Source organism: Nonomuraea glycinis (genome assembly GCF_014646515.1).
GTDB lineage: Bacteria > Actinomycetota > Actinomycetes > Streptosporangiales > Streptosporangiaceae > Nonomuraea > Nonomuraea glycinis.
This window is the reverse complement of sequence record NZ_BMNK01000002.1, coordinates 126,060-137,505: the sequence shown is the minus strand read 5'-3', so window position 1 is coordinate 137,505 and position 11,446 is coordinate 126,060. Positions and strand designations below refer to the sequence as shown.

Sequence of the window (11,446 nt, the reverse complement as noted above, 5' to 3'; positions counted from 1 at the left end):
GGTGGCATCAGTCGTTGCTGTCGTCCGCGACCTTGGGCGAGTTGGCCGAGCCGTCACTACCACCCTGCGACGTGGTTACCGTTCCGCGCTGCATGTCCACGATCGCACCACCGGCGTCATGGAAGTGGGTGAGCTGCGTTTCGGGATCGAACGTGACCGTGGCGTATTCCAGGGGAGCGACTGAGCAATGCGGGGCCATACGACTCAAGCCCCACGGTCGCACTGTCTGATTTGGCGTCATGGCCATCGAGATTTCCTTCCGCTGGGGAGCCTTTCTCCCTTGACGCTACGGAGCCATCAAGGGATTGGGAAGAAAACCAGAGCCGTCTGTAACCGTACGGACACTCTTTGTGGTGAAGGGGGGAAGGGCGGAGGCCCCTGTAGTGATGGGGACCTCTTGTCCTGAGTGGTCAGATGTCGAACTCGCCGAGTTTCGCACCGCCCACGAAGGCGCGGAAGACGCTCCCACGCAAGAGCAGCGGCTCAACGTCCGGCTGCTCGGAGTCCCTGATCGCGTAGCGATCGCCACTCAGCTTGGCCACATAGAGACAGTCGCCTCCGCTGGAGCCGGAAAGTGTGGATTTCGTCCATTCTGCGGCATTCAGCTCGACGCGCAGCTCATCAGTGATTCTCATACCTTGCCGCCACCTCACGTACCAGTCGCTCGCTCACGTGTATGGGATGGGCCCACTTATGGATCGCGTCGTATCTGAGATTAACCTTTCGTCTCCTCGATCCAGGTGTGGGTGACTCCTGGCTCAGCACCGAGGATCGCTCGCGCGTAGGCCGGCGTCTGTAGAAGCCCCGGAATGACCAGGGGTTGCCATGTGCGGATCGTGTGGGCGTTCTCCTCCACTTTGGGCCACTCTCTGAACCACTTCGGAGCCGACACAACCGTGGCGCTTGACAGCAGACGAAGCAGTTCCCCGCCCAGATTCAGGACAGTTTCCGCCGAGAGGGTGAAATTCCTGGTCGGCTTTCGCTTGCCTCGTTCAATCAGACCGATCAAGCTTTCGCTGCACGGGATCAACGACCCCATGGCCGCCTGGGATAGGCCGGCCGCCATCCGGGCTTCCCTCAATGCCGCACCGTACGGGTTGCCCTCGTTCGGGGATGGAGTCTGTTCATCCGCCGACATGCCGCTCCTCCAATTGCTCCGGACAGCTCTCCCGAATACCGCACAGACAAGGCGTACAGCGGTTGTCTGGATACGGACAGTCGCTTGGTAGATACAAAGTAACTGGGAGAGAGCACTCTAGGAATGCTTCTCGGGGAAACCGGCAGACCATCCGGACAGGCCCTCATCATCCTGTCCGGATCAAGAGACGGATATTTCTGAGTTCTTGTTGCGGCGGATGCCGTATTTTCGGACACGGACAAGGTCGGTGATACTCGATGATTCACGAACTACGGGAGAAAATGGCTGAAGAGTCCCATACGGACCCCACTCGGGAGCCGATCAGCGACGTCATCGCGGCCAAGCACGACAAAACTCTCGCGGAACTGCGTAATCTGCTGATCCAGCGCGGAATACGTACCTACATCGTCGAATATCTCAAGCTCACTCTTAAGTCATCAACCTGGCCCGCGCCTCCAGGAAGCACGCAACATCGCCACCCGCCAGAGTTGCTGATCTTCGCTCCTCAAGGATGGCGTGTCGCCACCGTGCGGATAGCTCCGCGATCCGGTGCGTACCTCGTGGATGTGGCACAGGCTGACCGACGCGGCGGCCTGGCACCGGACAGGCGGTACATCATCCCCTCGCACGAGTCGGCCAGGGTCCCGCCGCTACTTCCTGGCTACGTGACGGACGGGTCATGACCCCGGAAGACTTGGAAACCAGGTTCGGCAGGGCATGGCAGATAGACGTTCTGCCCACATGGGGAGTCGCCGCATCGCTTGATCTTCGCGGTGGTCAGCTGTCGGCCTGGCGTGGGGATCGGATCCTGGGCGCCCGGCTAGTAGTGCCAGGGGTACGGGGACCAGTCGGGCTCGCGCTTGTCCAGGAAGGAGTCGCGGCCCTCGGCGGCCTCGTCCGTCATGTAGGCCAGCCGGGTCGCCTCACCGGCGAACACCTGCTGCCCCACCAGCCCGTCGTCGATCAGGTTGAAGGAGAACTTCAGCATCCGCTGGGCCGTCGGCGACTTGCCGTTGATCTTGCGGCCCCACTCCAGGGCCACCGTCTCCAGCTCCTCGTGCGGCACGACCGCGTTGACCATGCCCATCCGGTGGGCGTCCGCGGCGGAGTAGGTGTCGCCGAGGAAGAAGATCTCCCGGGCGAACTTCTGGCCCACCTGGCGGGCCAGGTAAGCCGAGCCGAAGCCGCCGTCGAAGCTCGCCACGTCGGCGTCGGTCTGCTTGAACAGGCCGTGCTCGGCGCTGGCGAGTGTGAGATCGGCCACAACGTGCAGGCTGTGCCCGCCGCCCGCGGCCCAGCCGGGGACCACGGCGATGACGATCTTGGGCATGAAGCGGATCAGCCGCTGCACCTCGAGAATGTGCAGGCGGCCGGTCGAGGCCGTGCCGTCGGCGTACTGATAGCCGTCCTTGCCCCTGATGCGCTGGTCGCCGCCGGAGCAGAACGCCCAGCCGCCGTCCTTGGGCGACGGGCCGTTGCCGGTCAGCAGGACGCAGCCCACGTCCGTGCTCTGGCGGGCGTGGTCGAGGGCGCGGTAGAGCTCGTCCACGGTCTGCGGCCGGAAGGCGTTGCGCACCTCCGGGCGGTTGAACGCGATCCGCACGGTGCCCTGGTCGACGGCGCGGTGGTAGGTGATGTCGGCGAAGTCGAAACCGTCGACGACCTGCCACGCCTTGGCATCGAAGAGCTCGGAGACCATGGGCCAGAGCCTAACCGATGAGGGCTCTGGCCCCTCAGGGCGGCCTAGGTGACCTCCGCCCGGAGCTCTGCCAGCAACTGGCCCTGGTCGGCGAGCATGTCGGTCAGGATGCGGCGGGCGGTGACGAGCAGGTCGGCGAGCTCCGGAGTGGCCAGCGTGTAGACCACGGTGCTGCCTTCGCGGATGGCGCTCACGATGCCCGCCCTGCGCAGGACCGCGAGCTGCTGGGAGAGGCTGGACGCCTCGATGTCGATCTGGGCCAGGAGCTCCCTGACGGGCAGTGGCCCTTCCTGGAGTAGCTCCAACACTCGGATGCGAGCGGGGTGGCCGAGAGTTCGGAAGAAGTCGGCCTTGGCCTGGTTGACCTCCACGTGCATACTGCCAGACTAATCGAGCGCAGTTGCATAATTCTTCAAGTCGTAACGTTGTTGGCTAGGATGACAGCGGGGACTAGGGAGTAGCCATGGGCCGAGGAAGAGCCAAGGCGAAGCAGACGAAGGTCGCTCGCCAGCTGAAGTACACCAACCACAACATCGACTATGACCGGCTCCGCAAGGAGTTGGGCGCCGACGACGAGCGGGATGAGATGCGCTCGGCTACGGCGTCCGAGCAGGATAGTGAGCGCGCGCAATAACGCGCGTTAGTCGTGCGGGAGCGAAGGTGACGTTCGCGAGCCGCCTGGCCTCGGGCGCCGGATCCGGTGCCGTGAGCTCCAGGCGGCGTAGCACTTCGCGGATGATGACCCGCATCTCCAGCAGTGCCAGCTGCGCGCCGACGCAGAAGCGACGGCCGCCGCCGAACGGCATCCAGGCTCTGCTCTGCCGCCCGTCGAGGCTCTGCCGTCCGCCGAGGAAGCGTTCCGGCCGGAACTCCTCCGGCGACGGGAAGACCGCCGCGTCGTGGTGCACGAGCGGGATCGACGGTCCCGCGTACCATCCGGCCGGGATCTCATACCCACCCAGCCGTAGCGGGGCGTCGAGCACCCTGGGAGCCTCATAGACGACGGGCCGGACGCGTAGCACCTCCTTGATCACCGCGTCGAGGTAGGGCTCGTCGTCCGGCAGCCGTCGCAGCACGTCCGGCAGGCGCAGCAGTCGCTCGAAGGCCCACGCCAGGCCGGTCGCCGTGGTCTCGTGCCCGGCGATCAGCAAAGTGATCAGCTCGTCGCGCACCTCCTGGTCGCCGAGCCCGGTCGCCAGCAACCTGCTCAGTACGTCCGTCCCTTCGGGCTCCTTCCTGCGGCGGGCGATCTCCTCGAACAGGATCGCGTCGACGGCGGCGCGCACCCTGAGGAAGCGCACGTACGGCGAGAACGGCAGGCGGGCCATCGGCTCGCGCAGCCGGGGCGGCAGCATCGCCACGGACATGGACCCACCGGCTTCGATCAGCCGCGGGAGCAACGCCCGCAGCCGGCCGATGCGCCCGGCGTCGCGGATGCCGAAGACCAGCCGGATGATGATCTCCAGCGTGATCTCCTGCATGCGGTCGCGCAGCGTGAACGGCTCGCCCAGCGGCCAGGTGGCGATCTTCTCGGCGGCGATGGCCGCGATCTCGTCGTGGTAGCCGGCGACCTGCCTGGCACGCAGGGGGGGTGAGCGCCTTGCGGTGTTTCGCCCAGTCGTCGCCGTCCAGGGTCAGCACCGAGTGCGCGCCCACCAGGAGTTCGAGGAAGTCACGCCGGGCCTCGCCGGCGTTCCCTCCGCCCGCGTCGGTCCGGTAGACCTGCTCGGCCAGCTCCGCGGTGGCGACGTACACCTCGGGCGGGAAGCCGGGGTATCGCATCGTGAAGACCGGGCCGTACCTGCGGTGACAGCTCTCGAACAGCCCTGCCGGATCTCTCGCGAACCACGCCAGCTGGAGCGGCGAGGGGAGTCGTGGGCCGGGTGGCAGCATGACGGCATCTCCTCAGATGTATACGTACGTCTGTCATAGACGCTTGTATACATCAGTAGCATGGATCACGTGTCACGAAAAGAGGCCCGCGAAAGGCTCCTGGCAGGAGCGGTGACCTGCCTGGCCGAAAAGGGCTACGCCCGCACCACGGCCCGCGACCTGGTCGCCGCGTCGGGGACCAACCTGGCCTCCATCGGCTACCACTTCGGCGGCAAGGACGCCCTGCTCCACGAGGCCATCGCCGACTGCTTCGAGGCGTGGACCGAGCGGGTCGAGCGGACCATCTTCGGCCCGGGCGGCGTCGGCTCCCCCCGCGAGCTGCTCGAACGTGCCATGACCGCGCTCGTGGACGTGTTCGACGAGCTGCGTCCCCAGCTTGTCGTCTGCCTGGAGGGCTATCCGGCCGCACTGCGCGAGAGCGCCCTGCGGGACAAGCTGGCCGCCGCCTATGCCAAGAGCCGCCAGGCGGGCGTGGACATGCTCCGCCGGGCCGGCACCGAGTTCGGCGTCGAGATGCCCGTCGCGCCCGAGGTGCTGGTCTCCGTGCTGATCGCGATCACCGACGGCCTGATGATCCAGTGGCTCCTCGACCCGGAGAGCACCCCCGACGCCCGCCAGGTCGTGCAGGCACTCGCCGCCCTGTCGCAGATCACCGGCTGATTCGCCGTACGAGTGTGCAACGCGCCGCGATACGAGAGCGGGTCAACGCGCCGTGTGCGTGAGGAGCGCCCCGGCCAGCTCCTCCACCACCTGCGGCGCGATCAGGTGCCCCATGTCCCGGACCATCAGCAGCCGCGCCCCCGGGATCTGTTCGGCGATGATCGCGCCGTGTCCCGGCTTGACCGGCTCGTGCGTGCCCTCGATGACCAGCGTCGGCGCCTTCACCTGGCCGAGCACGCCTTCCGGCTCGAAGCCCGGGTTCTCCGCCCCGGCCCGGCGGTGGTTCACCAGCGCCGAGAGATCCCTCGCCCGCTCGTGCACCCGCTCGGCCAGCCGCCGCTCGGCGTCCTCGTCGAACGGCAGCGCGGTGCCGTTCAGCACCCTGGCCTCGGCGATCAGCCGGTCGATCTCCGCACCCCTGGTCGTGGGCGGCGTCCCCGTGATCAGCTCGGTGAAGCAGCGCACGAACTCCGGCGTGGGCGGCGGCAGACTGCCCTCCGGCTGCGGCTGTCCGGTGAGCGCCCGCATCAGCACCTCGCCCTCGCCCATCCCCAGCGGGGACGCGCCGAACAGGGTGAGCGTCAGCACCCGCGCCGGCTGCTCAAGGGCCACGATCTGGCTGATCAGCCCGCCCGCCGAATGGCCGACCAGATGCACACCCTCCAGCCCGTACGCGTCCATCACCCGCAGCACGTCGTCCTTGAGATCGAGCCAGCTGTACGGGTGCGCGTCGAAGTCCACGGTGCCCGACCTGCCGGTGTCGCGGTGGTCGTAGCGGATCACCCGGCGACCGCCCGCGACCAGCCGCCCGACGAGCTCGTCCGGCCACATGATGCCCTGGGACATCGAGCCGGCCACCAGCAGGACCGGCGGGTGAGCAGGGTCGCCGAACTCCTCGGTGTAGAGCTCGATGCCGTCCATGTCGATCAGTTTCGTTTGCATGCCCTCAGCCTGCCCGCCGCCCGTACCGGTGCCTTCCGTAGAACTACTGGCCTCTACAGAAGCCGGGCGAGCTCAGTACGGCTCGTGATGCCGAGCTTCGGATAGATCTTGTACAGGTGGTACTCGATCGTACGCGGGCTGAGGAACAGCCGGACCGCCACCTCCTTGCTCGACGCCCCCTCCGCCACCAGCCGCGCGATGCGCAGCTCCTGCGGCGTTAGCGCGACCCACGCGTCGCTCGCCGGCCTCTCGGCCGCCTCGCCCGCCGCCCGCAGCTCGTCGAGCGCCCGCCGCGCCCACGGCTCCGCCCCCAGCCTCTGGAACGTCTCCAGCGCCGCCCGCAGGTGCCCCCTGGCCTTTCCCGGCTCCTGGGTACGCCGCAGCCGCTCCCCGTAGAGCATGGCGGTGCGCGCCCCCTCGAACGGCTCCTGGTGCAGCCGCAGCGCCTCCTCGAAGTCCGCCGCGTCGCCGTCCAGCAGCCCCCGGCAGCGCAGCCGCAGCGCCCGCGACTCGGCGGACCTGGCCTCGCCCCACCGCTCCAGCCCCGCCAGCGCCTCCCGCGCCGCCTCGATCTCACCCACCGCCACCGCCGCCTCCACCCGGTCGGGGGTGGTGCGCCACACCACGGTCGGATGGCCCGCCCCCGGCCCGGCCCGCGTGATGGCCACGAAACGGTCATGCGCCGCGGCGAACCTGCCCAGCCCCAGATCCAGCAGGGCCAGCGCGTACGCCGCCACCCCCACCCGCAACCCGACCCGATGCGGCACCGCGATCGCCAGCGCCTGCTCCCCGTACCGCCGGCAGGCCTCCTCCTCGCCCCGCAGCGCCGCCACCACCGCCAGGTTGGCGAGGTGCGCCGCCTCGGAGTTCCGGTAGCCCGCCTCACGGGCCAGCGCCAGCCCTTCCTCGGCGATGGCGGCGCTCTCGGCCGGCCTCCCCTTCAGCCGCTCGGCCGTGGACAGGTACTCCAGCACCACCGGCAGCTGGCCCGTCATCCCCGACACCCTGGCCACCCGGCCCGCCCGGCCGGCCAGCTCGGCGGCGGCATCGGCCTCACCCAGGTACGAGGCCGCCGCCGACGCCCACAGGAACTCGGCCGCCTCCGCCAGCTCGTCCGCCCGTTCCACCGCCCCCCGCAGCAGCTCCCCGCCGCTGCCGTCCGCCAGCATCGCCCCGATCCCGACCACCACATCCCGTACGAACCCGCGCGGAAACGCTCGTGCCCTGCGCCCGATCTCGATGATGGCGTCCACATCGCCCACACAGTTCGCGGCCTCACACGCGTCCGCCAGCATCCCCATGCCACGCCCGGCCGCCAGCATCCGCATCGCCTCGGCCGCGTCCCCGGAGTTGAGCTCGAACCGCCCCCGCAACTGCCCGATCTCCTCGACCAGCCCACCATCCGCACCTGTCGCCAGGGCTGCGAGCCGGCGGGCGTCCGCGAGGTAGGTCTGTGCCTGGCCGGGGCGGCCGCCGAGCCAGGCGGCGGCGGACGCGTCCTTGAAGCGGCGGGCGCGGGTCAGCGGCTCCGGCGTGAGCTCCGCCGCCCTCGCCCAGGCGTTGGCCGCGTCGCCGTACCCACCCCTGGCCTGTGCCCGTGCCGCCGACGCGGCCAGTGCGGCGGCCACGGCCTCGTCCTGCCCGACGGTGGCGGCGGCCAGATGCCAGGCGCGCCTGTCACCCTCCACCAGGCCGGCCAGCGCCGCGTGCGCTCGCCGCAGCTCCACCGAACTGGCCGAGGCGTGCACCGCCGACCTGACGAGCGGATGCCGGAACCGCACCTTCTCCCCGGAAACGGTGACCAACCCGACGCTCTCGGCCTCATGCAGCCCTGCCATCGCCCGGCCTTCCAAGGGGTTGCCGTAGTCGCTCCGGGGGTTGCCGGAGGTCTCCTCGGGGCCTGGGGACGGGTCGCCGGCGGACAGGTGGGCGGCGGCGTACAGGACCAAGGAGAGGTCGCTCTCCAGGGAGGCGACGAGCAGGACGCGGCGGGCGTCCCCGGACAGGCGGGCGACCTGCTCACCGAAGAGCTGCTCGCCACCCGGCAACGGGTCGGGCAGCGGCACGCGCCCGGCGAGCCGGTCGGCGCTCAGCAACGCCACGGTCTCGCCCAGGACCAGCGGGTTCCCACCGGTCAGCGACACGAGCTGAGCCCGCACGCCGGGCGCCACCACCGCCTTGGAGTCCAGCAGCCTGACCGCGCTCTCCGGGTCGAGCCCGCCCACCGGCAGCTCCGGCACCCCCTTGCACTGACCGTCACCCCGTACGGCCAGCAGCATCGACACCTTCTCCGTCCGAAGCCTCCTGGCCGCGAACAGCACCGCGTCGGCCGAGGCCCGATCGAACCACTGGAAGTCGTCGGCGAGACAGAGCAGCCCGCCGCCGGCTGCGGCCTCGGCCAGCAGCGAGAGCACGCCCGCCGACACGAGGAACCGGTCCGCACTGGGCGCGGCCAGCCCGAGCGCCCCCGACACCGCGTCCCGCTGCGGCCCGGGGAGCGTGCCGAGCAGCCCGGTCACCGGCCGCAGCAACTGGTGCAGCGCCGCGAACGCCAGATCGGCCTCGCCCTCGACTCCCTGAGCCCGCAACACCACCACCGGCGCGGCCATCGCGGTCGCCCGAGAGGCCGCCAGGTCGAGCAGCGACGACTTGCCGACACCCGCCTCGCCACGCAGCACCAGCGCGCGCCCCGCTCCCGCCGCCGCCGCACCGATGAGGTCGTCGATCGCGGCAGTCTCCGCGGTCCTGCCGTAAAGCATGACAATGACCCTATAAGTCACATGCAGCGACAAAGCTCACAGTCGCCGGACATGGGAGAGCGCGCCCCCGTACCACGGGAGCGCGCTCTCACTGCGGATCACGACATCTTTCGTGAAGCCTCATCCGCCGTGCTGGACATCGTCGCACCGGCCTGGTCCGCCGTTTCCCTCGTCCTGTCGGACTTCTCGCTGACCCAGCGTGAGGCGTCGGACGCCGATTCCTTCATGTGATCGGTCCACTGCTGGGCATTGCGGCGGTAGAACATGTAGCCCACCGCTCCCAGCGCAAGACCGGTCATCAGGGTGAACATCGGCCACTGCCGGGACTTCCGCCTGACCGGACTCACCCTGTCCGCTGCCGTGGTCAGCACGTAGCTGACCTTCGGGGCGAGTTGGTCCTCGACCCGGTGTGCGGCATTCTCTAGCATTGGTGCCACCCTGTAACGGGCGTCTTCCACTCGCCGGTTGGCGACCAACTTGGCCTGATCCGCCATCGGCGCCATCCGTCGGCCGGTTCGCACGGCCTGGGCCTTCATCCGGCCCGTCCACGTGGTGGGTACCTCTATGACCACGCGTCGTCTTCTCAGTGTCAGGGACACGTCTACCTCCCCTGTTGTTGGGGCCCCGCGCCTGACCTTCCCGGTACAAGGCGGCTCAATCATGGCGACCCATGGGAGGATGGCTACAGCGGCCCAACGGCCATAGGCATCAAAACCGTATAAATCAATGTCGTACATAGAGGAAGGCAGCTGTCTCGTGGCTGAGAAGCTGATCGCACATCTGCAGACCAATCGTGGCAATATCAAAGTCGAGCTTTTCCCCAACAAGGCGCCCAAGACGGTGCGAAACTTCGTCGAGCTCGCCGAGGGCAGCCGCGAGTGGACCCACCCGGGCACCGGTGAGAAGAGCACGAACCGCTACTACGACGGCACGATCTTCCACCGGATCATCCCCGACTTCATGATCCAGGGCGGCGACCCGCTCGGTCAGGGCATCGGCGGCCCCGGCTACGAGTTCGACGACGAGATCTACCCGGACCTCTATTTCGACCGTCCTTACCTGCTGGCCATGGCCAACGCCGGGATCCGGTTCGGCAAGGGCACCAACGGCTCGCAGTTCTTCATCACCAGCGTGCCCACGCCGCACCTCAACGGGAAGCACACCATCTTCGGAGAGGTGGTCGAGGGCCAGGACGTGATCGACGCGATCTCCAAGACCCAGACCGGCCGCAACAACCGCCCGGTGGAGGACGTCGTCCTGGAGTCGGTCACCATCGAGCGGGTCCAAGCCTGACCTGACCGGACGCGACGGGGCCGCCCACCCGGCGGCCCCCGCATCGCCCGTCGTCCACCCGGCGGCCCGCACCGCCCTGCCGTCCACGCGGCGGCTGCCGGTGCACCGCCTGTCGCCGGTGCACCGCCTGCCGCACGAGGGCGCTCAGGCAGACGCGGCAGGGTCGTCGCTGCCATAGGCTGCGGTCATGACCAGCCAGCCGCCCAGCACGCCTTCGCAGCCCGAGCAGCCCGCGGAGGCGGTGCCGACGTGCTACCGGCATCCTGGCAAAGAGACCTGGGTCCGCTGCCAGCGGTGTGACCGGCCGATCTGCCCCGACTGCATGCGCGATGCCGCCGTGGGGTTCCAGTGTCCCGAGTGCGTGGCCGAGGGCAACAAGGGCATCCGGCAGGCCAGATCCACCTTCGGCGGCTCAGTCGTCACCACGCCCGTCGTGACCTGGGCACTGCTGGCCATCAACGTGGTCGTGTTCGGCGCCCAGCAGCTCCCGGATCTGGACGTCACCGAGCGGCTCGCCATGTGGCCGGCCGGGGTCGCCGTGCTGGACGAGTATTACCGGCTGATCTCCGCGGCGTTCGTGCACGGCGGAGTTTTCCACATCCTGTTCAACTGCTGGGCCCTCTACATGGTCGGCCCCTACCTGGAGCGGGCCTTCGGGCATGCCCGTTTCCTGGCCGTCTATCTGGTCAGCGCACTGGGCGGCTCGGTGATGGTGTTCTGGCTGGATCAGCCCAACTCGGCGACCGTGGGCGCGTCCGGGGCCATCTTCGGGCTGTTCGCCGCGATGTTCGTGGTGGGGCGCAAGCTGAACACCGAGGTGGGCGGCATCGCCGCGCTCATCGCGATCAACCTGGTCATCACGTTCATCGTGCCGGGCATCAGCTGGACCGGCCACGTGGGCGGCCTCATCACCGGGGCGGTGCTGGCGGGCGCCATCACCTTCGCCCCCAAGAGCAACCGGACCCTGTGGCAGGTGCTGGCGATCGTGGGAGCGCTGGCCATCCTCGTGGTGCTCGTGCTGGTCAGAGATGCCACGATCCTCGACACCCTGCGCTGACGTCC

At 68.8% G+C, this 11,446-nt stretch carries 14 protein-coding genes and 1 pseudogene; 5 read left to right on the top strand and 10 right to left on the bottom strand.

Translation table 11 applies throughout. The features are described from left to right. Positions 1-7 precede the first annotated feature (7 nt). The 3 genes from tgmA to IEY87_RS05800 form a co-directional block, all read right to left on the bottom strand. Positions 8-247, bottom strand: coding sequence for a putative ATP-grasp-modified RiPP (gene tgmA / locus IEY87_RS05810; protein WP_189137455.1), 240 nt, complete (start codon positions 245-247; stop codon positions 8-10). A gap of 163 nt (positions 248-410) precedes the next feature. Continuing rightward, positions 411-635 carry a DUF397 domain-containing protein gene (locus IEY87_RS05805; protein ID WP_189137454.1) on the bottom strand — a complete coding sequence of 75 codons (225 nt, stop codon included), beginning with the start codon at positions 633-635 and terminating at the stop codon, positions 411-413. An 80-nt stretch (positions 636-715) separates the two neighbouring features. Continuing rightward, positions 716-1,138 carry a helix-turn-helix domain-containing protein gene (locus tag IEY87_RS05800; RefSeq protein ID WP_189137453.1) on the bottom strand — a complete coding sequence of 141 codons (423 nt, stop codon included), beginning with the start codon at positions 1,136-1,138 and terminating at the stop codon, positions 716-718. Positions 1,139-1,395: 257 nt separating this feature from the next. Here IEY87_RS05800 and IEY87_RS45350 point away from each other — a divergent pair, with 257 nt between their 5' ends. Further along, positions 1,396-1,821 carry a hypothetical protein gene (locus IEY87_RS45350; protein ID WP_194511309.1) on the top strand — a complete coding sequence of 142 codons (426 nt, stop codon included), beginning with the start codon at positions 1,396-1,398 and terminating at the stop codon, positions 1,819-1,821. Between the two features lie 137 nt (positions 1,822-1,958). Here IEY87_RS45350 and IEY87_RS05795 read toward each other — a convergent pair whose 3' ends face one another. Both IEY87_RS05795 and IEY87_RS05790 read right to left on the bottom strand, forming a co-directional pair. Further along, on the bottom strand, positions 1,959-2,837 hold the full coding sequence (locus IEY87_RS05795) for a 1,4-dihydroxy-2-naphthoyl-CoA synthase (RefSeq protein ID WP_189137452.1): 879 nt from the start codon (positions 2,835-2,837) through the stop codon (positions 1,959-1,961). 44 nt (positions 2,838-2,881) lie between these two features. Further along, positions 2,882-3,214 (bottom strand): ArsR/SmtB family transcription factor, encoded by a 333-nt coding sequence (locus IEY87_RS05790; protein WP_189137451.1) that lies wholly within the window; start codon positions 3,212-3,214, stop codon positions 2,882-2,884. Between the two features lie 86 nt (positions 3,215-3,300). Between IEY87_RS05790 and IEY87_RS05785 the strand changes: the two genes are divergently transcribed. Next, complete coding sequence (locus IEY87_RS05785; protein WP_189137450.1) at positions 3,301-3,471, top strand: DUF3073 family protein; 171 nt, start codon at positions 3,301-3,303, stop codon at positions 3,469-3,471. Here IEY87_RS05785 and IEY87_RS05780 read toward each other — a convergent pair. Both IEY87_RS05780 and IEY87_RS47115 read right to left on the bottom strand, forming a co-directional pair. Continuing rightward, positions 3,434-4,318, bottom strand: a complete 885-nt coding sequence (locus tag IEY87_RS05780) for a cytochrome P450 (RefSeq protein ID WP_189137449.1) — start codon at positions 4,316-4,318, stop codon at positions 3,434-3,436. The two genes, IEY87_RS05785 and IEY87_RS05780, sit on opposite strands and share 38 nt — an antisense overlap. A gap of 106 nt (positions 4,319-4,424) precedes the next feature. After that, a pseudogene (locus IEY87_RS47115) lies at positions 4,425-4,730 on the bottom strand (cytochrome P450); the annotation flags it as partial. Positions 4,731-4,799: 69 nt separating this feature from the next. On the opposite strand from IEY87_RS47115, the gene IEY87_RS05770 reads away from it, so the two are divergent. After that, complete coding sequence (locus tag IEY87_RS05770; protein ID WP_189137448.1) at positions 4,800-5,390, top strand: TetR/AcrR family transcriptional regulator; 591 nt, start codon at positions 4,800-4,802, stop codon at positions 5,388-5,390. A 42-nt stretch (positions 5,391-5,432) separates the two neighbouring features. On the opposite strand, the gene IEY87_RS05765 is transcribed toward IEY87_RS05770, so the two are convergent. The 3 genes from IEY87_RS05765 to IEY87_RS05755 form a co-directional block, all read right to left on the bottom strand. Continuing rightward, positions 5,433-6,332 carry an alpha/beta fold hydrolase gene (locus IEY87_RS05765; protein ID WP_225277155.1) on the bottom strand — a complete coding sequence of 300 codons (900 nt, stop codon included), beginning with the start codon at positions 6,330-6,332 and terminating at the stop codon, positions 5,433-5,435. A gap of 53 nt (positions 6,333-6,385) precedes the next feature. After that, positions 6,386-9,091, bottom strand: coding sequence for a helix-turn-helix transcriptional regulator (locus tag IEY87_RS05760; RefSeq protein ID WP_189137447.1), 2,706 nt, complete (start codon positions 9,089-9,091; stop codon positions 6,386-6,388). Between the two features lie 98 nt (positions 9,092-9,189). Further along, on the bottom strand, positions 9,190-9,690 hold the full coding sequence (locus IEY87_RS05755; protein WP_189137446.1) for a hypothetical protein: 501 nt from the start codon (positions 9,688-9,690) through the stop codon (positions 9,190-9,192). Positions 9,691-9,847: 157 nt separating this feature from the next. Between IEY87_RS05755 and IEY87_RS05750 the strand changes: the two genes are divergently transcribed. Then, a complete protein-coding gene (locus IEY87_RS05750) occupies positions 9,848-10,384 on the top strand; it encodes a peptidylprolyl isomerase (RefSeq protein WP_373294328.1) in 537 nt (178 codons plus the stop codon). Positions 10,385-10,571: 187 nt separating this feature from the next. Beyond that, positions 10,572-11,441 carry a rhomboid family intramembrane serine protease gene (locus IEY87_RS05745; protein WP_189137444.1) on the top strand — a complete coding sequence of 290 codons (870 nt, stop codon included), beginning with the start codon at positions 10,572-10,574 and terminating at the stop codon, positions 11,439-11,441. Positions 11,442-11,446 lie beyond the last annotated feature (5 nt).